Source organism: Arenimonas sp. (assembly GCF_022842045.1).
GTDB lineage: Bacteria > Pseudomonadota > Gammaproteobacteria > Xanthomonadales > Xanthomonadaceae > Arenimonas.
In genome coordinates this window covers 44,089-64,024 of the sequence record NZ_JALHQI010000009.1, presented here as the reverse complement: position 1 = coordinate 64,024, position 19,936 = coordinate 44,089, and the positions used below count along the sequence as shown (strand labels likewise).

General features: G+C 64.2%; 25 protein-coding genes. 23 read left to right on the top strand and 2 right to left on the bottom strand.

Annotation, left to right across the window (positions count from 1 at the left end):
• The 5 genes from Q0C12_RS03840 to Q0C12_RS03820 form a co-directional block, all read left to right on the top strand.
• Positions 1–350, top strand: a 350-nt coding sequence (locus Q0C12_RS03840; protein WP_290886422.1) for a peptidoglycan-binding domain-containing protein, incomplete at its 5' end; no start/stop codon positions are given.
• A complete protein-coding gene (locus Q0C12_RS03835; RefSeq protein ID WP_290886420.1) occupies positions 350–1,111 on the top strand; it encodes a general secretion pathway protein GspB in 762 nt (253 codons plus the stop codon). The genes Q0C12_RS03840 and Q0C12_RS03835, both read left to right, overlap by 1 nt.
• Before the next feature lie 6 nt (positions 1,112–1,117).
• On the top strand, positions 1,118–1,798 hold the full coding sequence (locus tag Q0C12_RS03830) for a rhomboid family intramembrane serine protease (RefSeq protein ID WP_290886418.1): 681 nt from the start codon (positions 1,118–1,120) through the stop codon (positions 1,796–1,798).
• A 36-nt stretch (positions 1,799–1,834) separates the two neighbouring features.
• A complete protein-coding gene (locus Q0C12_RS03825; RefSeq protein WP_290886417.1) occupies positions 1,835–2,158 on the top strand; it encodes a DUF1820 family protein in 324 nt (107 codons plus the stop codon).
• Positions 2,159–2,186: 28 nt separating this feature from the next.
• Complete coding sequence (locus Q0C12_RS03820) at positions 2,187–2,933, top strand: FKBP-type peptidyl-prolyl cis-trans isomerase N-terminal domain-containing protein (RefSeq protein ID WP_290886415.1); 747 nt, start codon at positions 2,187–2,189, stop codon at positions 2,931–2,933.
• 19 nt (positions 2,934–2,952) lie between these two features.
• Here the strand turns inward: Q0C12_RS03820 and Q0C12_RS03815 are convergent, their stop codons facing one another.
• Positions 2,953–3,900 (bottom strand): integron integrase, encoded by a 948-nt coding sequence (locus tag Q0C12_RS03815; protein ID WP_290886413.1) that lies wholly within the window; start codon positions 3,898–3,900, stop codon positions 2,953–2,955.
• Between the two features lie 1,478 nt (positions 3,901–5,378).
• Between Q0C12_RS03815 and Q0C12_RS03810 the strand changes: the two genes are divergently transcribed.
• Positions 5,379–5,729: a hypothetical protein gene (locus Q0C12_RS03810; RefSeq protein WP_290886411.1), complete on the top strand. Its 351-nt coding sequence runs from the start codon at positions 5,379–5,381 to the stop codon at positions 5,727–5,729.
• Positions 5,730–6,496: 767 nt separating this feature from the next.
• Here Q0C12_RS03810 and Q0C12_RS03805 read toward each other — a convergent pair.
• Complete coding sequence (locus Q0C12_RS03805) at positions 6,497–6,628, bottom strand: hypothetical protein (RefSeq protein WP_290886409.1); 132 nt, start codon at positions 6,626–6,628, stop codon at positions 6,497–6,499.
• 1,891 nt (positions 6,629–8,519) lie between these two features.
• On the opposite strand from Q0C12_RS03805, the gene Q0C12_RS03800 reads away from it, so the two are divergent.
• The 17 genes from Q0C12_RS03800 (at position 8,520) to Q0C12_RS03720 (ending at position 19,936) form a co-directional block, all read left to right on the top strand.
• Positions 8,520–8,951 (top strand): hypothetical protein, encoded by a 432-nt coding sequence (locus tag Q0C12_RS03800; RefSeq protein ID WP_290886407.1) that lies wholly within the window; start codon positions 8,520–8,522, stop codon positions 8,949–8,951.
• Positions 8,952–9,363: 412 nt separating this feature from the next.
• Positions 9,364–9,675, top strand: coding sequence for an immunity 53 family protein (locus tag Q0C12_RS03795; RefSeq protein ID WP_290886405.1), 312 nt, complete (start codon positions 9,364–9,366; stop codon positions 9,673–9,675).
• Positions 9,676–11,567: 1,892 nt separating this feature from the next.
• Complete coding sequence (locus tag Q0C12_RS03790; protein WP_290886403.1) at positions 11,568–11,843, top strand: hypothetical protein; 276 nt, start codon at positions 11,568–11,570, stop codon at positions 11,841–11,843.
• Positions 11,844–11,901: 58 nt separating this feature from the next.
• Positions 11,902–12,210, top strand: a complete 309-nt coding sequence (locus Q0C12_RS03785; RefSeq protein ID WP_290886401.1) for a hypothetical protein — start codon at positions 11,902–11,904, stop codon at positions 12,208–12,210.
• Positions 12,211–12,519: 309 nt separating this feature from the next.
• Positions 12,520–12,948 carry a hypothetical protein gene (locus Q0C12_RS03780; protein ID WP_290886400.1) on the top strand — a complete coding sequence of 143 codons (429 nt, stop codon included), beginning with the start codon at positions 12,520–12,522 and terminating at the stop codon, positions 12,946–12,948.
• Positions 12,949–13,030: 82 nt separating this feature from the next.
• Positions 13,031–13,642 (top strand): hypothetical protein, encoded by a 612-nt coding sequence (locus Q0C12_RS03775; protein ID WP_290886398.1) that lies wholly within the window; start codon positions 13,031–13,033, stop codon positions 13,640–13,642.
• A 55-nt stretch (positions 13,643–13,697) separates the two neighbouring features.
• Positions 13,698–14,057: a hypothetical protein gene (locus Q0C12_RS03770; protein ID WP_290886396.1), complete on the top strand. Its 360-nt coding sequence runs from the start codon at positions 13,698–13,700 to the stop codon at positions 14,055–14,057.
• Positions 14,058–14,592: 535 nt separating this feature from the next.
• Entirely contained in the window at positions 14,593–15,177 is a 585-nt protein-coding gene (locus tag Q0C12_RS03765; RefSeq protein ID WP_290886394.1) for a lysozyme inhibitor LprI family protein, read from the top strand.
• Between the two features lie 146 nt (positions 15,178–15,323).
• Entirely contained in the window at positions 15,324–15,728 is a 405-nt protein-coding gene (locus Q0C12_RS03760) for a hypothetical protein (protein WP_290886392.1), read from the top strand.
• A 19-nt stretch (positions 15,729–15,747) separates the two neighbouring features.
• A complete protein-coding gene (locus tag Q0C12_RS03755) occupies positions 15,748–16,044 on the top strand; it encodes a hypothetical protein (protein WP_290886390.1) in 297 nt (98 codons plus the stop codon).
• A 150-nt stretch (positions 16,045–16,194) separates the two neighbouring features.
• The gene (locus Q0C12_RS03750; RefSeq protein ID WP_290886388.1) at positions 16,195–16,644 is read left to right on the top strand and encodes a GNAT family N-acetyltransferase; all 450 of its coding nucleotides are present in this window, start codon (positions 16,195–16,197) and stop codon (positions 16,642–16,644) included.
• Positions 16,645–16,813: 169 nt separating this feature from the next.
• Complete coding sequence (locus Q0C12_RS03745) at positions 16,814–17,209, top strand: MAPEG family protein (RefSeq protein WP_290886386.1); 396 nt, start codon at positions 16,814–16,816, stop codon at positions 17,207–17,209.
• 3 nt (positions 17,210–17,212) lie between these two features.
• Positions 17,213–17,626 (top strand): hypothetical protein, encoded by a 414-nt coding sequence (locus Q0C12_RS03740; protein WP_290886383.1) that lies wholly within the window; start codon positions 17,213–17,215, stop codon positions 17,624–17,626.
• A 90-nt stretch (positions 17,627–17,716) separates the two neighbouring features.
• Positions 17,717–18,190: a hypothetical protein gene (locus Q0C12_RS03735; RefSeq protein ID WP_290886381.1), complete on the top strand. Its 474-nt coding sequence runs from the start codon at positions 17,717–17,719 to the stop codon at positions 18,188–18,190.
• An 8-nt stretch (positions 18,191–18,198) separates the two neighbouring features.
• The gene (locus Q0C12_RS03730) at positions 18,199–18,489 is read left to right on the top strand and encodes a DUF3817 domain-containing protein (protein ID WP_290886379.1); all 291 of its coding nucleotides are present in this window, start codon (positions 18,199–18,201) and stop codon (positions 18,487–18,489) included.
• Between the two features lie 103 nt (positions 18,490–18,592).
• Positions 18,593–19,291, top strand: coding sequence for a class I SAM-dependent methyltransferase (locus Q0C12_RS03725; RefSeq protein ID WP_290886376.1), 699 nt, complete (start codon positions 18,593–18,595; stop codon positions 19,289–19,291).
• An 84-nt stretch (positions 19,292–19,375) separates the two neighbouring features.
• Complete coding sequence (locus Q0C12_RS03720; RefSeq protein ID WP_290886373.1) at positions 19,376–19,936, top strand: hypothetical protein; 561 nt, start codon at positions 19,376–19,378, stop codon at positions 19,934–19,936.

Here is a 19,936-nt window from a genome sequence, read left to right as displayed (position 1 = left end):
GGCTGTGGCTGGGCGGCGGGCGCTTCGACACCGACCGGCTCGCGCTGGAGCGCCACTGGCGCGGTGATTACGTGGCGGTGTGGCGCGGCCCGGCCTTCCTGGCGACGCCGCCCGCGGCCGGCGACAGCGGCCCGGCGGTGGACTGGATCCACGACCGCCTGCGCGACCGCGCCGGTCTGGCCGATGCCGACGCCGGCCCCGCCGTGCTCGACGCCGCCAGCGTGGCCGCCGTGCGCCGCCTGCAAACCGCGCACGGCCTGGCGGCCGACGGCGTGGTGGGCCCGGAAACCCTGCTTGCGCTGTCGTCCGGCGACAGCGACGGCCCCCGCCTGCGCCGGGGGCTGGACTGATGTCGCTGATCCTCGAAGCCCTGCGCAAGTCGGAAGCCGAGCGCCAGCGCGGCCGCGCGCCCGGGCTGTTCGTCGAGCAGGTGGCGAGCCGCCCGAAGGCCCGCGCGGCGATGCCCGCGTGGGCGTGGTTGCTTGGCGCGCTGCTGCTGGCCACCCTCGCCTTCCTCACCTGGCGCGAACTCTCGCGCGAAGAACGGGGCCAGGTTCACTTGACCCCACCGACCTCGCTGGAATCGCGTGCGGTGGATGCGGGGCAAGCGCCATGGCCTGAAGCGCCCCCGGCGGCGCCTGCACCGAGCGTACCGGTGCCCGCGACAAGCGCCGCTGCCTCGGCACGGGAGGACCTAAGCGCCACCGGGTCTCCTGCGCCGACGCCGACCTCTGCGGCGACGCCTTCGACGACGACTGAAGCGGCAGGCACGGCGATTGCGCAGAACGATGCCAGCGAGCGGCGTCCGACGCCTGTTGCCGAGGCAACCACCGGAACCAAGGAAGTGAACCTGACCCCGTTTTCGCGGCCGCCGGTGGACTCACTGCCGTCGCTGGCGAGCCTGGACGCGGCGACGCGGGCGCGATTGCCGCCGCTCAAGCTGAGCATGCATGTGTTCGCCGAGGCGCCCGCGCAGCGCTTCGTGATCCTCGATGGCCAGCGGCTGGGCGAAGGCGCCAGCCCCAGCGCGGGCATCGTGCTGGAGGAAATCCGTCGCGAAGGCTTGGTAATCTCGGTGAACGGCCAGCGCCTGCTGCTGGCGCGACCGTAGGACGCCATGGTTTTCGTGCACCTCCCGAAACGACGCAAGCCGCAGTGGCGCTGGGCCACGCCGCTGCTGGCGACGCTGATGGTGGCGGCCCTGATCTGGATCGCCCTGCTGCCCGACGATGCCGCCTGGCGCAGCACGCTGCTGCGCTGGGGCACGCTGTCGGGCAGCGTCACCGAATGGCGCGCGGCGATGCGCGACGAGCGGCTGCTGACCCTGGTCAGCGCGCTGTTCATCCACCTCGGGCCCGTGCATCTGATCGGCAACCTGCTGTTCCTGTTCCTGTTCGGGCTGCCGGCCGAGCGCAGCCTGGGGCCGTGGCGCTTCCTGCTGCTGTTCCTGGCCGGCGGCGCGCTGGCCAACCTGGCGGCGGCGCTGCTGATGGGCAGCCCGGCGCGGACCATCATCGGCGCCAGCGGCGGCGTGTCGGCGGTGATCGGCGCCTACCTGGCGCTGTTCCCCAACGCCCGTCTGGGCGTGGTGGTGCCGCTGGGCGTGTGGCTGGAATTCATCAAGGTGCCGGCCGCCCTGCTGATCGGGCTGTGGGCGGCGCTGCAGCTGGTCTTCACCTTCGTCGGCCCCAGCTTCGGCGCGGTGGCCTGGTGGGCGCACCTGGCCGGCTTCGTGGTCGGCCTGCTGTACGCGCTGGCGCTGAGGCCGATGCTGGCCCGGCGTTCACGCGGCGGCTGACGCCGCCCCGCCCGGACTGGCGCTAGAATCCGCGCCATGACGACCCGCATCCTCTACAAGATCACCTTCCTCAACGCCGGCAAGATCTACGAGCTGTATGCGCGGCGCGTGGCGGCGAGTTCGCTGTGGGGCTTCACCGAAGTGTCCGACCTGGTGTTCGACGTCAACGAAGGCCTGGTGGTGGACCCGACCGAGGAGCGCCTGCGCGACGAGTTCGCGCACACCCGCGTGCTGCACCTGCCGATGCAGAGCGTGCTGCGCGTGGAGGAAGTCGATAGAAAGGGCCAGCTGAGCATCCGCGACGCCGGCACCGGCGAGAAAGTGGTCACCCCGTTCCCGATGCCGGCCAAGCCGCGCTAGGTTTGCGTTTCCCCAAGGAGAATCCCGGATGAAGATGCACCTGCTGGCCGCCGCGACCGCGGTGGCGCTGTTCGCCTGCCCCCACGTGGCCGGGGCGCAGGACACGACCAGCGAGAAAGGAAAGGTCAGCTACGCGCTGGGCTACCGCGCCGGACTGGATATCAGCAACGTGCTGGCCAGCGGCGAGCAGCTCGACATGCAGGCCGTGATCCAGGGGCTGCAGGACGCCGCGGCGCGCAAGGACCCCGCGGTGAACGCGGAACAGTTGGGCGCCGCCATGCAGGCGCTGCAGGTGCGCATGACCGCGAAGGCCAAGGCGCAGCTGGAAGCGCGCGCCGCCAAAAACAAGACCGAGGGTGACGCCTACCTGGCCCAGAACCGCGCCAAGCCGGGCGTGACCGTACTGCCCAGCGGCGTGCAGTACCGCGTGATCGAGGCCGGCAACGGCGCCAAGCCGACGCAGGCCAACCAGATCACCGTCGAGTTCCGCAGCACCCTGCCCGACGGCACCGTGATGGCCGACACCGGCCAGGCCTTCCAGGGCCAGCCCGCCGGCCCCGTGACGGTTCGCCTCAGCGAGATCCCGCTGCCGGGCCTGCGCGAGGCCCTGCAGATGATGCCGCAAGGGGCGCGCTGGGAAGTGGCGATTCCCGGCAGTGCCGCCCACGGCACCGACGTCGAGCGCGTCGGCCAGATGGCGAACCAGGTGGTGATCTTCGACGTCCGGCTGGTGACCGTGGGGCCGGTGCAGCCGGCGTCCCCTTCCGGCGGCTGACGCCCTCGCGGGCCGCCCGTCACCCCGGGCGGTCCAGCGGGCTGAGCACCGCGCCCGCGCCGCGGTTGAGCACGTGGGTGTAGATCTGCGTGGTCGAGACGTCCTTGTGGCCCAGCAGCTCCTGCACGGTACGGATGTCGTAGCCCGCCTCGAGCAGGTGGGTGGCGAAGCTGTGCCGCAGCGTGTGGGCGCTGACCGGCTTGGCCAGGCCGATGCGGGCGGCCGCCGACTTCATGCCGCGCGACAACACCTGGTCATCGACGTGGTGGCGACGCTCGACGCCGTCGCGCGGATCGACCGAGCGCCGGTCGGACGGGAAAAGGTACTGCCAGCCCGGCGCCCGGTCGGCCTTGGGGTACTTGCGCGCCAGCGCGAACGGCAGCCAGACCCGGCCGAAGCCCTCGCGCAGGTCGGCCGCGTGCAGCGCCTGCACGCGCTCGACTTCCCGCTGCAGCATCGGCCCCAGCGACGCCGGCAGCACCGTGCGCCGGTCGCGCGCGCCCTTGCCCTCGCGCACGGTGATCTCGCCGCGATCGAAGTCCACGTCCTTCACCCGCAGCCGCAGGCACTCCATCAGCCGCATGCCCGAGCCGTAGATCAGGCTGGCCATCAGCCAGGCCCGCCCGTCCATCGCCGCCAGCAGCGCCCGCACCTCCGCCACCGACAGCACCACCGGCACCTTGAGCGGCCGCTTCGCCCGCACCACGTTCTCCATCCACGGCAGCTGCTGGCCCAGCACCTCCCGGTACAGGAACAGCAGCGCCGCCAGCGCCTGGTTCTGCGTGCTGGCCGACACCTGCCCCCGCACCGCCAACAGCGACAGGAACGCCTCGACTTCTCGCTGCCCCAACTCGCGCGGATGCCGCCGATGGTTGGCCCGGATGAACCGCGTGATCCACCCCACGTAGGCCTGCTCGGTACGCAAGCTGTAGTGACGCACCCGGATACAGCGGCGAACTTCGTCCATCAGGCGGGGAGCGCGCCGCGCGGCGGCCCCCAACGCGCCATCCGGCGACGCCTCGTTCGCGCTCGAATAACTGGCTAGCGGTCGCTTCTTCTCCATAGCCGGGGATGGTGAAGAGAGCGGCGGCCAGCGGGGATCGGACAATGGGTTGAATCTTCGTAAGATTCAGCTTGACCCGATGCGGGGAGCGTGCAAACCATACGGTCCAACGCCCTGCGTTCAGGGCCCAATAGGCGTTAGCGCTATGAAGCTACTGCTTGCGACATGTCTATATCTTGCTCCTATGCTAATTCTCGCTTGTAGTCCTGTGCCCTTCTCTCCGGAAGAGAACACGACGCGTGCCGATTCGGTTCTTGTCGGCTATGTAACGGGCAATTTCTACCCGACCTACGAGAAGTCCGTGCTGGAGACCGGCCGAGGGGAAGAGATGGGTGGGCGGCTCTACTTGAGAATCGCCGTTACGGAAACTTTGAAAGGCAGGCGCACGGAGATTGTCGAGACTCAATCGGGGTGCCACAACTTTCGGCCAGGTGAGCGTGTTGTCGTACTCCGAGAGAATGGCCTCTTCCACGTCCGCGACGCGAAGTACGACGAGACAGAGGTCCGTGTCAGGCGCGTGCTCGGAGAACGGGCTAACCAATCATTCAAGCCGACGCCTTCGGCGCGGCTTAACTAGGGCGTTAGGCAGCTATGGCCCAGCTACGCGTATCGATGATCCTGCTTCTTGGCTTCGCAGGTATCGCTTTGTTTAACTGGAGTCTCTTCGCAGCTAATGCTGCTTATCAAGAACTTCGGCGAGCTCTGGCTGCGCCACTCCCTGACGAAGTGATAAGAAGTATCCTCGCAGACGCCCCAACGGCTCTTGGCGGCTACTACTTCGCTGGCTTGGCCGGCGCCTTCATGTGGTGGGTTGCGTTCAAGCTTTACCGTAGGTGGCACTCAAAGTACGGCACGCCGGCATTCTCGCCGACCGCTGCCTAACCAATCATTCAAGCCAACGCCTTCGGCGCGGCTTAACTTAGGCGTTAGCGCTATGAAGCTACTGCTCGCGACATGTCTATATCTTGCTCCTATGCTAATTCTCGCTTGTAGTCCTGTGCCCTTCTCTCCGGAAGAGAACACGACGCGTGCCGATTCGGTTCTTGTCGGCTATGTAACGGGCAATTTCTACCCGACCTACGAGAAGTCCGTGCTGGAGACCGGCCGAGGGGAAGAGATGGGTGGGCGGCTCTACTTGAGAATCGCCGTTACGGAAACTTTGAAAGGCAGGCGCACGGAGATTGTCGAGACTCAATCGGGGTGCCACAACTTTCGGCCAGGTGAGCGTGTTGTCGTACTCCGAGAGAATGGCCTCTTCCACGTCCGCGACGCGAAGTACGACGAGACAGAGGTCCGTGTCAGGCGCGTGCTCGGAGAACGGGCTAACCAATCATTCAAGCCGACGCCTTCGGCGCGGCTTAACTAGGGCGTTAGGGCTCATGATGTTGGATCCGCTGCTTGCCCAGATCAAAGACATCTTGTCCGCACCGCGCTGGGCCTATCCGGACGAGCCGGGGTCAGCAAATGTTCCGATGCTGTCCACACGACTCACGCCGCAAGAATTTCAAGTTCTGCGCAAGCTGCCAGAAGGGGAGTTCTTGTTGGACATACTCGATGCCTTCGAGGACTCGCTCAATGACGACTGGCTTCCAGTCGAGCTGGCAGGTCTGCCGCTGGCCCAGGCAAGAGAGTTTCTCGGCGCCATCGCGGCTTTCATGCGGGAGCAAGGCCAGCTAGTCCCGCTTCCGCAAGCCCGCGCTATGCACAACACTTTCGCTGGGCAATTAGAATGAGCCCTAACTAATCATTCAAGCCGACGCCTTCGGCGCGGCTTAACTAAGGCGTTAGGCCCTTCACGCCCGCCCTTTCGTTTCTTCGGTTGCGGCCCGCGTTTCTCGCGGGACCGGCCTTTACAGCAGCGCGCGCTGGCCCCGCCCCACCATCACGCACACCAAGCGGCAGGCGGCCGGATCGGTTCCGGCGCCGCTCGGGCTCCCGGGCGGCTTGCCGCCCGCGTCCGCTGCAGCCAGCCTCGGGGCCACGACTTCCTCGCTCTTGCCGGCAAAGAGCCCGTGGCTTAGCGTTGGCCTAACAACACGTTCAAGCCGACCGCCGGATCGGTACACGCAATTAGCCATGCTTCCGCGGCGGCGGCGGCTTAACTAAGGCGTTAGGCCCTTCACGCCCGCCTTCTGGTTTCCTTTGCTACGGCCCGCGTTTCTCGCGGCACCGGCTTTCTCAGCGGTGCTCGCTGGCCCCGCCCCACCATTACGCGCTCCAAGCGTCAGGCGGCTGGATCGTTTCCGGCGTAGACCGGGCACCCAGGCGGCTTCACGCCCGCGTCCATTGCAGTCGGCCTCGGGGCCACGACTTCCTCGCACTTGCCGGCACAGAGCCCGTGGCTTAGCGTTGGCCTAACAACGCGCTCAAGCGGACGGCGGTCCGTATATCTGGCGCAAGTGACTGCCGCGGCCGCCGCCGCTTAGCTCAGGCGTTAGGCCCTTCACGCCCGATTTCTCGTTTCTTCTGCTCAAGACCGCGTTTCCCGCGGCACTCACTTTCACAGCAGCGCGCGCTGGCCCCGCCCCACCATCACGCACACCAAGCGGCAGGCGGCCGGATCGGTTCCGGCGCCGATCGGGCTCTCGGGCGGCTTGCCGCCCGCGTCCGCTGCAGCCAGCTGCGGGGCCACGACTTCCTCGCTCTTGCCGGCACAGAGCCCGTGGCTTAGCGTTGGCCTAACAACACGTTCAAGCCGACCGCCGGATCGGTACACGCAAGTAGCCATGCTTCCGCGGCGGCGGCGGCTTAACTAAGGCGTTAGGCCTTCAAGAGCGCGGTGCCCCACGTTCAAGTCTGGGCTCGCGTCTCCGACCGACAGCGCAGAGCAGCGCGCGCCGGCCGCGCCCAACCATCGTGCGCATCCTGGTCTCGGCTGCCGGCTTGTTTCCAGCGAAGGCCGGCCGTCTCGGGCGGCAGATCGCGGGCGTCCGGTACCGCTCGCCTCGGGGCCACGACTTCCTCGCGCTTGCAGGCACGCAGTCCCTGGCTTAGCGTTGGCCTAACCAGGCATTCAAGCCGACCGCCGGATCGGTACGCGGCGAAAACCATGCTTCCGCGGCGGCGGCGGCTTAACTTAGGCGTTAGGCCCTTCACGCCCGCTCCTTCGTTTCTTCAGCTGCGGCCCGCGTTTCTCGCGGGACCGGCTTTCACAGCAGCGCTCGCTGGCCCCGCCCCACCATCACGAACTCCAAGCGCCAGGAGGCCGGATCGTCTCAGGCGTTGACTGGTCATCTGGGCGGCTTCTCGCCCGCGTCCGCTGTAGTCGGCTTCGGGGCCACGACTTCCTCGCACTTGCCGGCACAGAGCCCGTGGCTTAGCGTTGGCCTAACAACGCGCTCAAGCGGACGGCGGTCCGTATATCTGGCGCAAATGACTGCCGCGGCCGCCGCCGCTTAGCTCAGGCGTTAGACCTGCGTATGACTCTCCATGATCAATTGAGTGCACGCGTAAGCTTATTTGCCTGGCCCGCATTCGCAATGGGCTTAATTTGCATTGTGCTGCTGTGCCTCGGCCTTCCTGGCGGTCAACTCGGGATCCTTGTCGCCGCTATATTGCTCTTCGTTCAAGCAGCGCTTGTGATGGCTGCGTGCTTCTTCGTACGCTGCCCAAACTGCTCCAGTTCTCTCGGTGCTTTAGTTGGCTACCTCGGCCCGTTCCGCCGAAAGTCACGGCAAGTTCAATGCTGTCCGTTCTGCGCTGTTTCCTTCAACGACCAAGCGCAGGTCTAACTAATCATTCAAGCCGACGCCTTCGGCGCGGCTTAACTAAGGCGTTAGAAGTTATCGTGAGAGCGCTACCACTTGACGGATCGAACTGGCGCAAGGAGGAGGACTTCTACCGTGCCTTTCTGGGTGCGGTTAAGGCGCCAAAGTGGCACGGGCACAACCTGGACGCCTTACGAGACAGCCTCATCGTCGGCTCCATCAACGAGGTCTCACCACCATTCACGGTTACCGTTCGCGGATCGCGCACTTGGCCTGAGTCACTTGCCACCTTCATGCGCGAGGTCGAGAGTGTCTTTCGCGAGGCAAGATCTGAAGGCGTTAAAGTTGATCTTGTGCTTTCCGAGCAGTAATTTCTAACCAATCATTCAAGCCGACGCCTTCGGCGCGGCTTAACTAAGGCGTTAGGCCGCACATGAGAGCTTTCGCTTCGGCCGTTTCAATACTCCTTCTCGCCGGGTGCGCGCATTGGTTTGGGCCCTCCGACGGGATGCTCTACGTGGTTGGCGCCACTCCGGAGAATGCCTCGTGCGAGTTGATCGTGGCGGTCGTAGGCAGCACTGCTCAGCCCTCGGCGTCAATGGTTGCGGGCGAGTTCCGAGAACGCTTCATGGTTCACCCCTCGCGCAAGGGGCACCGCGCCGATCTCCTGTGTGGTGGCACCCTAGTCTCGTCGCGCCCATTCAAGTACGGTCGGGACGTTAAATTCGGGGGCGATCTGCTGGTTACCGGCAGTGCGCCCTAACTGATCATTCAAGCCGACGCCTTCGGCGCGGCTTAACTAAGGCGTTAGGCCCCATGTTCAGACAATGGCGACCGCTGGGAGAGGAGCTGGGGACCTTTCCCGGACTCGACGTCGAGGTTCGGGGCCGAGAGGTAACGGTCGTCTGGGACGAATGGGTGAACGGCGTCTGCGTCTTCCGAATGCGGGCTGCGTTTGGTCCTTCACTCGCCAGTCTGCGTATTTGGGATGAAAGCTCTGTCGGGTTCGATCCTCAGCCACCGGTCGCAGACTCGGAGTTTGATCCCAACGAGCCGGGGCACTACAACGCCCACGTCGAACACGCGAGCGCCGTCCTTGAGAGCTACAACGAGTACGCTCGAATGATGTACAAGCGCATAGACCGCTATTTTCTTTGGGGCCAGGAGATTGTGGTCATGCTGGATATTGCGGATTGCGATCCGGTCGTCACAATCGAGGTGCCAAGGGCTGCCGGGCATGGGGCCTAACAATTCGTCCAAGCCGACGCCGCTTCGCGGCGCGGCTTAACTCAGGTGTTAGGCCTCCGCTATGGATCATCTGCTTCGAGTGGAAGACACGTTTCAGGTCACCGGCCGGGGCCTCGTGGTCGCACCTGAGCTTCCTCTACCTGAGAGATTCCGAAACTTCACCGGGCTGGTAAGAATCGTTCCCCCTGGCGCCGAGCCGTATGAGACTCGGGCAGACTTCTTCTTAAGTCACTTCAGCCCTGGTGGCTTCAAGCTGCTCGTTACCTTTCCGGGCTTGTCCAAGGATATCCTTCCAATCGGAAGCGATATCCTTGCTCCGGAGTCGACCCATCGGCAGCTGCGCGGCACAGATGCCTAACTAATCATTCAAGCCGACGCCTTCGGCGCGGCTTAACTAAGGCGTTAGGCCTTCATGGACAGTCTCGTTCAACTCCAGAAGTGGTATCTATCTCAGTGCAACGATGACTGGGAGCACGGTTATGGGGTGCGCATCGAAACGCTGGACAACCCCGGGTGGAGTTTTGATATAGACCTAGTCGGGACCTCCCTGGAGGGAAAGCATTTCGAGATTACGCACTACGGAATGTTCGAGGCGGCTGAGACCAGCGGCGACGAATGGATCATCTGCAAAGTGGAGGGCGGCAAGTTTGCTGCTCGCGGCGGGCCACTGAAGCTCGATGAAATGCTCAACATTTTTCTTCGCTGGGCTGACGCCGCGGCCTAACTAATCATTCAAGCCGACGCCTTCGGTGCGGCTTAACTAAGGCGTTAGGCCCAATGAGAGCGATCTCCGTCGAGCACAGAAAGATCCGGCAGGCCTACAGATGGTTTGCCCTACTTTGTGCTGCAGCTCTTCTATACGTCTGCGCGCGGTACTACCCGGTTTTGGCGGTCAATAGCTACTACCATCCGGGGGAGCCAAACAGTGAGATCCTCGTGGTCTGCGCCCTCTCGTTTTTCTTTGGCGCGTATTTCATTTTCGTCGCAGCTATCGGGCGCTGGGCGCCAGGCCCCGAGACCTCAATGGCGCACAAACTAGCTTTGGCTGCGTCGGCTATAGTCGTATCGCTTCTTGCAGTCGTAAGCGTTCTGGCATGGGACTTCCGCTGGTCCTAACTATTCATTCAAGCCGACGCCTTCGGCGCGGCTTAACTTAGGCGTTAGGCCTTCAACGGCACGCGCTCCGCTGTTCAAGCGGGCTCTTCGCGTTTCTGGCTCAGCCAAGCATCAGAGCAGCGCACGCCGGCCCCGGCCTGCCCTCTCGCACAGGTCGGTCACGCCGGCCGGCTCGGTCTCGGCAACCACCGGGTCGCCAGGGCGGCTTGTCGCGGACGTCCGGTGCCGCTCGCCCTGGGGCCACGACTTCTTCGCACTTGCAGGCATGCAATCCGTGGCTTAGCGTTGGCCTAACATCGCGCTCAAGCGGACGCCGGTCCTAATATCAGGCGCAAGTGATTTTCGCGGCCGGCGCCGCTTAGCTAAGGCGTTAGGCCCTTCACGCCCACCCGTTCGCTTCTTCTGCCGCGGCCCGCGTTTCTAGCGCCACCCGCTTTCACAGCAGTACGCGCTGGCCCCGATCCACCATCACGCACGCCAAGCCCCTGGCGGCCGGATCGGATACGGCTTGGGCCGAGCAGTCGGGCGGCTTATCGCTCGCGTTTGCTGGCGCCAGCTTCGGGGCCACGACTTCTTCGCACTTGCCGGCGTAGAGCCCGTGGCTTAGCGTTGGCCTAACAACACGTTCAAGCCGACCGCCGGATCGGTACACGCAAGTAGCCATGCTTCCGCGGCGGCGGCGGCTTAACTAAGGCGTTAGGCAGCTATGGCCCAGCTACGCGTATCGATGATCCTGCTTCTTGGCTTCGCAGGTATCGCTTTGTTTAACTGGAGTCTCTTCGCAGCTAATGCTGCTTATCAAGAACTTCGGCGAGCTCTGGCTGCGCCACTCCCTGACGAAGTGATAAGAAGTATCCTCGCAGACGCCCCAACGGCTCTTGGCGGCTACTACTTCGCTGGCTTGGCCGGCGCCTTCATGTGGTGGGTTGCGTTCAAGCTTTACCGTAGGTGGCACTCAAAGTACGGCACGCCGGCATTCTCGCCGACCGCTGCCTAACCAATCATTCAAGCCGACGCCTTCGGCGCGGCTTAACTAAGGCGTTAGGTCGGCAGAACAGGCAATGAACCTCCTCTACTACATATCTATCGCCTTGCTTATTGCATTGCTAGTCAATGATCAGATCTTGACTAGAAGAGTGCGTAAGGCGGTTGAGCTTGGCCAACTTAGCGGCGAAGCGTTTCGTACATTCAGCCCCGGAAGCTCGCCAATAAGCGTCCTCGTCAACCTGCTTCGATTCGGGTCGATTCCGACATCCAATGCATTCTTTAGCCCATTACACCAATCCGTTCACCGTCAGGTCCGCCTCCAGCAGCTCCTAGGGGCGCTGTTGTTGGGCTGCATAGCCGCAGCGCTCATTCGCGGCGTTGCGACCTAACTAATCATTCAAGCCGACGCCTTCGGCGCGGCTTAACTCAGGCGTTAGGTGCCGCACGATGCTTCTTTTCCTACTGTTGGTAACAGCTACTGCTGGCAGCCCTGGCGTTGGCGCGACCCCAGCCATGACTTGCGTCAAGACGACTATTAAAGCCAACGGCCACACCACAGACAGTTCTGTGGCGGTCACATCCGGAAACTCCGCATCTGATCGTTACGCCCTCAAACTGGTTCGCGTCTTTAGTGTCACGCGCGAGCGTGGCAAGACTTACGACCCGCAAACTGGTTACGTTTTGGTAGAAACGTACGAGAGTGGTGCCTTTGGCATGATCCTGCTCGAGTACAAGGGAAAGCTGCTGGAGTCGTGCTCGCTGCCTCCCGGGGCCTCGGCTGGCACCTAACTATTCATTCAAGCCGACGCCTTCGGCGCGGCTTAACTAAGGCGTTAGGCGCCAATTGATGCTTGACTCGATTCTCCAGCTTCTTTTCAGCAGCCTGATCGCGATCCAGATCATCTTCTGGCTGCTGTATGCGTTTCTCGTCCTCCCCACTCTCGGAGATCGTGAGATCAAGGTTACCTACAGCCTGAGACACGTCCTACTCAATACTTTCATTGACAAGTACGTAGACGCATATTTCTCCACCTTAGATCCGGCAGCGCGCAAGCGCTGGCACAACTTCTTCATTCGCTACGCCATGCGAGCGACCTTTTCGCTGCTGGTCCTCTACTTCTTCTTGCTATTCGTAGGTCACGCAATTGGCGCCTAACCATCCCTGCGCCAAATCACTGCAGGGCTCCCCGGCCCGCGCCACCATTACGCATACAGAGCTCTCGGCGGCAGGATCGGCTCACTTGTCCACGTTATGTCCAGAGCACCTTGTCGTTGGCGTCCGATGCTTCTGGCCTCGGGGCCACGGCTTCCTCGCCCTTGCAGGCATGCGGTCCGTGGCTTAGCGTTGGCCTAACCAATCATTCAAGCCGACGCCTTCGGCGCGGCTTAACTAAGGCGTTAGGCCGCATTGAAACGTCTGCGGCGCGCCCACAGCTGCTTTACTCCACCATAACGGACAGTCCCGATGCCGCAGCTTTTCAAGCTCCGCCCCTTGGCTCTCGCACTGCTGCTCAGCGCCTCCACAGTCGCGGCCGCGCAAGGAAACAACTCCTATGTTGAGGGCCTAGAGGACGCCATCGTCGCGTACACGGTTTCCGACTTCGCGTCTCACGGTCCAAAGCCGGACGGCTTTCGGCAGGTGAACCTGCGCTTCCGCGAGACGGATACGGGTACGCGCAGCTACATGCTTTGTGGGCAGGTGCATATCGGCACCGCAGCAAAGGCGGAGTGGGCCGATTTCGCTACCATCAAGACGGACCCGTACGAGCAATGGCTGGGTGGCCCCGCCACGGACATGTGCGCCAAGGCGACTCCGGTGACCGGGGGTAGAGACCTCGCCCCCCTCCTAGCGCAAGAACTCGGTTCCAAGGCATCTCAGCCAGCATCGCCGTAAGTTGGGTAGTGGGACTGCGGCCTAACAATTCGTCCAAGCCGACGCCGCTTCGCGGCGCGGCTTAACTCAGGTGTTAGGCCGCATGACGACGATCCGGCCAGGACTGGACACCCAAACAGAGTCTGAGCGTCTCTTTAGCGAGTTCTGTCGTCACAACAATCTGGTCGTGGACCGCGTCCCGACGGAGGTCGGCAAAACCCCCGATTTCAGTCTGCGGCTAATTGACCACTCGATTGCCGTCGAGATCAAACAAATTGAGAGCCTTCGGGGCTTCAACCAGTCAAGCGTTAGTTCACGAACAGTCGGCTCCCACGTAAGGCAGAAGATCTCGGAAGCTCGAAAGCAACTGCAGGTCGCCTCGCGCGCCGGACAGCCAACAATCCTCCTCATATACAACGCTGCGGACCCATGGCAGCTGTTCGGGACAGAGCCACACGATTTCCTTTGCGCAATGTACGGCGAGCTGACGGTTCACATCCTTGACGGGAAAGCTGGCAACCCTGTCTATGGAAGAAACGCCCGATTGCGCCCTGACGCGAACACTTCCTTTGGCGCCGTGGGGCACCTGACGCGCGGCGCCGACGGGCCGCGCGTGACCATCTACGAGAATGTCTATGCTGCCAACCCACTGCCCTTCTCCGTCATTCCCTCGTGTATTGACGCAGTTCGGGTGGTCGTAGAGGATGCGGCCTAACTAATCATTCAAGCCGACGCCTTCGGCGCGGCTTAACTTAGGCGTTAGGCCTCGGATGAAGATCTTCGCAGTTGCGTTACTTAGCCTGGCTGGGTGCATGGCGGCGCCAGATCCGCCCATTCCGATTGCGTCGGGCGAGTACGAGTTCACGCATCGGTTCGCCGAGCACCCGACCATTCCGAGCATTCGCCTCACCGTTCACGTCAATGGATCCCACGTCGTAGTTGTGAACCCGAAGGCATCAGACCCATTTCCTGCCGGCGTCCTCGATGTAGGCACGCTGATGTGGCATGCCGCGTCAGAACAATGGATCATCGGCCGGGAGGAGGCAGATCGATCGCTTTCTGACGTCGGGGGTTGTAGCGGCGGGCCGGAAGTCATCGATCTAGAGAACCGGGTCTACTGGACTTGCTAGTCCGGCCGAGGCCTAACCAATCATTCAAGCCGACGCCTTCGGCGCGGCTTAACTTAGGCGTTTGGCGGCATGAACCGATACCAGCTCGACAGAGACGCAACGCCCGGGGAGCGCGCCCTAGGCGCGCTGCTCGTGTCGATCCTGGCACTTGCCCTTGGAATTGCTTCGTACTTCATATGGGGGGCCGCTCTCAGATCACACCCACCAGACCCAATTCTTCTGACGCTCTCAGTCGTTTCAGCAGTCGCTTGTTGCCTGGTTCTTTGGAGTCTCTACAAGACTCTCAAATCCCCGCCCATGAGATCGAGTCCTCGCGCGCTGATTGCGGCAGCGTACGTTCTTGTCGTGCTTGGGACTGGCGCCTTCGCATTTGCTGTTGTTCGCGGTGCCGGAACTCCTCACACCTATGCAGCCGCCATCATCTCAATCGTGATGGGCGCGCGGTATATTTGCACCCATAGGCGCCGACAGAGGCCTGACTGATCATTCACGCCGACGCCTTCGGCGCGCTTTACGCAACCGTTGGAGCGCAAGAATGCATTTTTGGATCCCCGGATTGATCTTTTTGGCCGCGGCGGCAGTGTCGAATGCAGAAGACGCGCCCAGGCCTGAGTGCGATGGCCTTGCGGACGGAAGCACGCTTCAGGAGTCCTGCCTTTTGAAAGGCGACCTCAAGGGCCTGGATTCTGAGCTCGACGCGACCTTCGAAAAGCTTCTTGACCAGTGGAAGTCAATGGAATTCTCACTGGAGCGCACCGAGTTGATTGGCGCCCAGCGCGCCTGGATTCTCTATCGCGAGAAAACGTGCAGCTTTGAGCAGTCCGTCCATGGAGGGACACTCTCTATCTCTTTTTTGCGCTGCATGAGTCGAGTCACCAAAGAGCGAGTCGACTACCTGAAAGAGCTGCTCTACCGGGGCGCGGGCATGCTGGGCCCCGCCCACGCCGTCGAGAGGACGCTATCTGGCAGGGTTCGCCTGCCAACCGGCTCCGCTCATGCCTGTCATCAGGCCCCATGGAGAAGACCGCCGTTCTCCCCGCACCCGCCATACTTTCGCCCCCTGTCTTTGCCGGGCAGTTTTGACAATGATCAGGCCCTGGATACCTCAGCGTCCGGATGACCTGGCGGCATGGATCAAGCGCCAGCCCCAGGAGTAGACCCTGGTGAAGCCGAGCCAATTCTCATCCGGCGGCGCCGGCGAGCACCTGGCTTGCCAGGCAGACCGACGCCTCCGGCACGACCCAACCAAGGCATGAGACCCAGTTCATGAACCCCAGGAAGCATATCGCCCTGTTCCTGCAAGCCAGTGCCGTGTGGCTCGTCTTCTGGATTGCCGGCTTGCCCGACTATTTCCAACAGTATTCAACACTCATCATGGGTGTTGTCTGCACGTTCCTGTCCGTCGCGTTTTCGCTCTACGCTGTCCTAGTGCTTGTTCGTTGCCGGGAAGAGATTCGATTCTCGCGGGCGTTCTGGCTTTCGGTCTACTACACGGTTCCGTTCGCCATTTACGATGCACTGTATTGCGGCTGGTATCTTGGGTTGGGCGCTGGCTTCCTGAAGTCCCATTGGTATTTGACGGTTTTCTATTTCAGCATCTGGCTGACGTTCATTCCCGTGGCCTGGTTGCTGAAGCACGCCAACGCCGTTGGCCAGGCCCGGCCAAGTTAGCCGCCCGCAGGAGGAATCCTTGAAGCCAACGCAGCGTCGTCGCCGCATCCCGCAGGCCTTGCTCTTGGCCGCGGCACTGGCATCGGGCGCGTCCGCGGCCGTCTTTGGCTACCTGTACTTTTCGCTCTACTGGCCGTACCGGGGCCTGTTCAACGAACAGGGGCGCTACTTCGATGCCCAGCGCCTGGTCGTCCACCATGACCAGGCCAGCCTGCTAGCTGTTCCGCTGCTTGCCTTCCTCGTGATCTCGATTCTTTTCGGCGTGGTTTGGTGGGTTCGCCGTCGGCCGGTGGGTAGCGCGGCGGCGGAGCCCTGACCCATCGTCCGGGCCGAAGCCCCCGGCGGTGCGCGCCCCTTTTCCAAGGGCAAACAGGCACCGATCACCTGCCGACCGGGGCACTGGAGGATTGAACCTGATCTATCATCCAAACCAACGCCCCTGGCGCCACCGTGGTCACTGTTGGCAATGAATCTATCGCTGCGTCCCGCCGAGGCAAGCGAGCTGGCGGCATCCGAGGCGCTCAGCCGGGGCAACATGGCCAGCTATCGCGCGTCCCGGGGGGTGTCGTGGGACACCGAGCGCTTTCGCCTGAGCTGGAAGGAGTTCGAAAACCTGGCGATTGATGACGGCGAGCACTGCTGCGGGTACATCCGACTGCTGCCGGAGGGCGATGCCCTGGCGATCCGGGACATACAGATCGCCCCAGGGTTCCAGGGCAAGGGCATCGGTTCCTGGGCCATCGAACAGGTCAAGCAAATGGCGGCCGCCCGGGGTTACCGCGTGGTCCAGCTGCGCGTATATCCCGAGAACCCAGCGATGGGCCTCTACGCGAGGCTCGGTTTCGTGCCGGACCACGCCGAGGAATCGGTATTGCACATGCGCTGCCACCTCCCCCCCGGGGGACTGGCCCAGTGAACAGGTCCGCCGCCCTTTTACCGACCACGATTGGCGTTCTACATCGGGTACTTCGTCGTCCCGAAGGCGGCGAATTCGTTTTGACCGGCATGGTCCGCGGCCGCCCATCCTCCCCACATCCGCGGCCACACGCCCGAAACCGGCGACCTTCCCTGCATGGCCTGACCCGATGACGCATTCCTTGATCCTGCCCATGGCCGCGCAAGTCGCCTATGCGGCCTTTCTTTACGTGCTGCTGACGGTGGCGCGCGCGCCCGCGATCTGGGGCATCGGCCGACGGGCGGACGGCAGCAACCCGTTCGGGGTATTCGAACCCCGCATCAGCGCGAACCTGTCGAACCAGTTCGAGTGGCCGCTGCTGTTCTTCGCGGCCTGCCTGGCCCTGTTGCCCCATCCGCCGAGCCCGGTGGCGCTGGCGCTGGCCTGGCTGTTCGTGGCGGGCCGCATCGCGCACGGCATCGTGCAGATCCTCACGCGCAACGTCCGGCTGCGTGGGCTGGTGTTCACGATCAACTTCCTGGCCGTGCTCGGGCTGTGGGTGGTCGTACTTCGGACGAGGGGCTGACCAATGGCGATCGACATCCAGGCAATTTCAGGCGCGATGTCAGTCGTGGTGCTGGCGCTCACCGCCGCCTACCTGGTCGGGCTCGGGGCGTGCGCGCTGGTGCGGCCCGCCTGGGTGCGGGGTTTCCTGCAGGGCCACGCCGGGTCGGCGCGCCTGCACTACCTTGAGCTGGCCTTGCGCCTGTTGGTGGGCGGCGCGCTGCTGGTGCACGCACCCGCCATGCCGTGGACGCAGGCGTTCACGTTCGTGGGCTGGGTGCTCGTGGGAACCACGCTGGTGCTGGCCTTGGTGCCCTGGCGCCGGCACCAGGCGTTCGCGCAGCGCACCGTGCCGCAGGCGCTGCGCTTCCTGCCGCTGATGGGGGTGGCCTCGCTGGGGCTGGGCGCGGGATTGTTCTACGCGATCGGCTTCGGCTAGCCGACGCGACCGAGAGTTTTTCGCCGGTTGCGGCGCTGCGGCGAGTCGTCGTAAGTTCCGGTCTCGTCTCGCCCTCCGGAGCACCTGCACGTGAAGAAGTTCAATCCCCGCCCGTCGCGCGAGCGTCTTGCCACGGTGCTGGTCGTCGCCTCGATGGTGTTCTCCGGGGTCGTTGCCGCACAGTCCGAGGGTGTCCCTGCCCCGGACACGTCGGGCGCCGTCGCCGACCTGCGGGGCGTCGTGGTGTCCTCCGATGACAAGCCCGGCAAGGGCCGCAACCCGGCCTTCGTCTGCCTGCAGACCACGCTGACCGACCAGGGCCACACGCGCAAGACGACGGTCATCCGCAAGACGGGCAACCCCACCGCCGATCGTCAGGCGATGCGCGTGATGCAACGGATGAAGATCCAGGACCAGGAGGGCGTGCCGCACGTCGAGCGCGAAATCCGCGTGCTGGTGAAGGTTTACGAGTCGGGCCAGTTTGCGTACCAGTTCTTCGAGATGCACGAGACGCTGCCGGACATCTGCCTGGCGGCGCCGTGGGAGCGCAAGCGCAAGCCGTGAACGCGCCCATGCTCAAGGCGTTCCGACTGCTCAGCGTGCTCGAGGGCCTGTCCCTGATCACGCTGCTGTTCATCGCCATGCCGGCGAAGTACCAGTTCGGCCACGACTTCGTCTGGCCGGTTGGCATGGCGCACGGCGTGCTGTGGCTGGCCTACGTGGTGGTGTCGCTGGCGGTCAGCCACGTGCGGCGCTGGTCGGTGGGCGTCTGGCTGCTGGCGCTGCTGTGTTCGGTGGTGCCGTTCGGCTTCCTGTGGGTGGACGCCCGGCTACGGCGCGAGCTGGCGCAACCCGCGGGGTAACGCGACGGGCTTCGCCGGTAGTACGCTTGGCGCCCACGTCCGAAGCGGACGGCAATTTCCATCCCGGCCATTCCTGAGGCTCGCATGTCCGATCGTCCGTCCGATGCTTCGCGCCACCAGGCCGACTGACGTGCCGCGCGAGCGCCTGGTCCGCAGCTGGTTCGAGAACGCCGAGGCCTGGACCCGGGCGGTTCGCGACGGGCTGATCGAAAGCCGGCGGCTGGCGACCGACGAGGCCGTCGTCGCGGCGCTGCTGGAAAGCGAACCGGGGCGCGTGCTCGACGTGGGCTGCGGCGAAGGCTGGCTGTGCCGCACGCTCAGCGCGCGGGGCATCGAGGCGGTGGGCATCGACGTGTCGCGGCCGCTGGTGGACGCGGCGCGCGCGGCCGGCGGCGGGCGCTTCGAGGCCATGGCCTACGAGGACCTCGCGGACGCGGCGCCGTCGCTGGGGCGCTTCGACGCCGTGGCTTGCAATTTCGCGCTGCTGGACGAAGACCTGGCGCCGCTGCTGCAGGCGGTGCGCAGCCTGCTGGCGCCGGGCGGGCGGCTGGTGGTGCAGACCGTGCACCCCTGGGGTGCCTGCGGCGAGGAACCTTATCGCGACGGCTGGCGGCTCGAGACCTTCGAGGGTTTCGGCGCGCAGGTGTTTCCGGAGGCGATGCCGTGGTATTTCCGCACGCTGGCGTCGTGGCAGGCGGCGCTGGCGACGGCGGGCTTCGCGGTGCAGGCGCTGCGCGAGCCCAGCCACCCGGAAACCGGCCGACCGCTTTCCCTGTTGATGGTGTGCACGCCGGGCGGCTGACGCCTGCGGCGGTGACGCGCGATCACGCCGGCTTCGCGGGGCCTTGCGGGAAACTCCCGGCCGTCGTCCACACGGTGTCCTGCCATGGCCTTCCGCCTGCCTGCCGCGCTCCTGACCGGTCTGTCCGCCCTCGCGCTCGCGTCTTGCGGCAACTTCAAGCAATCCACCGCCGAAGCCGCGATGTTCTACCGCGACTACGCCGGCCCGGCAGCGGTCGACGGCGTGGCCCGGGTCCGCTTGAGCGCCGAGGGCGTGGTGCGCATCACGCCCGGCTCGGACTGCGCCGATTTCACCCGGCCCGAGACCGGCGTGGCGCTGTACGCGGCCTTTTCGCTGAAGGACTACGGGTACCTGCACGACCGCAAGCTGGGGATGTCGGGCCAGCCGCCGGCCGGATTGGTCTCCACTGAAGTCACTCTGCAGGCCAACGAACCGGCCGTAATCACCTACTCCAACACTTGGACCCAGCGCGGGACACAGTACAGCTGCCACGTGCACCGCCGCGTGCTACCCGCCTCGAACGCGCAGTACCAGCTGGTGGCGCGCACGGACGCGGACGCGGGCGATTGCCTGGTGGAGCTCACGGACCTGGTCGAGCCCGGCCGCGAGGTCCCGGTGGCGCCCGCGCAGCGCTGCCCCGGGTGA

Coding starts and splice junctions, on each gene's coding strand:
- Q0C12_RS03765 (WP_290886394.1), top strand. CDS start 14,593: ATGCATTTTTGGATCCCCGGATTGATCTTTTTGGCCGCGGCGGCAGTG.
- Q0C12_RS03785 (WP_290886401.1), top strand. CDS start 11,902: ATGCTTGACTCGATTCTCCAGCTTCTTTTCAGCAGCCTGATCGCGATC.
- Q0C12_RS03825 (WP_290886417.1), top strand. CDS start 1,835: ATGACGACCCGCATCCTCTACAAGATCACCTTCCTCAACGCCGGCAAG.
- Q0C12_RS03835 (WP_290886420.1), top strand. CDS start 350: ATGTCGCTGATCCTCGAAGCCCTGCGCAAGTCGGAAGCCGAGCGCCAG.
- Q0C12_RS03810 (WP_290886411.1), top strand. CDS start 5,379: ATGTTGGATCCGCTGCTTGCCCAGATCAAAGACATCTTGTCCGCACCG.
- Q0C12_RS03750 (WP_290886388.1), top strand. CDS start 16,195: ATGAATCTATCGCTGCGTCCCGCCGAGGCAAGCGAGCTGGCGGCATCC.
- Q0C12_RS03795 (WP_290886405.1), top strand. CDS start 9,364: ATGGACAGTCTCGTTCAACTCCAGAAGTGGTATCTATCTCAGTGCAAC.
- Q0C12_RS03725 (WP_290886376.1), top strand. CDS start 18,593: ATGCTTCGCGCCACCAGGCCGACTGACGTGCCGCGCGAGCGCCTGGTC.
- Q0C12_RS03830 (WP_290886418.1), top strand. CDS start 1,118: ATGGTTTTCGTGCACCTCCCGAAACGACGCAAGCCGCAGTGGCGCTGG.
- Q0C12_RS03720 (WP_290886373.1), top strand. CDS start 19,376: ATGGCCTTCCGCCTGCCTGCCGCGCTCCTGACCGGTCTGTCCGCCCTC.
- Q0C12_RS03775 (WP_290886398.1), top strand. CDS start 13,031: ATGACGACGATCCGGCCAGGACTGGACACCCAAACAGAGTCTGAGCGT.
- Q0C12_RS03730 (WP_290886379.1), top strand. CDS start 18,199: ATGCTCAAGGCGTTCCGACTGCTCAGCGTGCTCGAGGGCCTGTCCCTG.
- Q0C12_RS03780 (WP_290886400.1), top strand. CDS start 12,520: ATGCCGCAGCTTTTCAAGCTCCGCCCCTTGGCTCTCGCACTGCTGCTC.
- Q0C12_RS03760 (WP_290886392.1), top strand. CDS start 15,324: ATGAACCCCAGGAAGCATATCGCCCTGTTCCTGCAAGCCAGTGCCGTG.
- Q0C12_RS03815 (WP_290886413.1), bottom strand. CDS start 3,900: ATGGACGAAGTTCGCCGCTGTATCCGGGTGCGTCACTACAGCTTGCGT.
- Q0C12_RS03790 (WP_290886403.1), top strand. CDS start 11,568: ATGACTTGCGTCAAGACGACTATTAAAGCCAACGGCCACACCACAGAC.
- Q0C12_RS03770 (WP_290886396.1), top strand. CDS start 13,698: ATGAAGATCTTCGCAGTTGCGTTACTTAGCCTGGCTGGGTGCATGGCG.
- Q0C12_RS03740 (WP_290886383.1), top strand. CDS start 17,213: ATGGCGATCGACATCCAGGCAATTTCAGGCGCGATGTCAGTCGTGGTG.
- Q0C12_RS03800 (WP_290886407.1), top strand. CDS start 8,520: ATGTTCAGACAATGGCGACCGCTGGGAGAGGAGCTGGGGACCTTTCCC.
- Q0C12_RS03820 (WP_290886415.1), top strand. CDS start 2,187: ATGAAGATGCACCTGCTGGCCGCCGCGACCGCGGTGGCGCTGTTCGCC.
- Q0C12_RS03745 (WP_290886386.1), top strand. CDS start 16,814: ATGACGCATTCCTTGATCCTGCCCATGGCCGCGCAAGTCGCCTATGCG.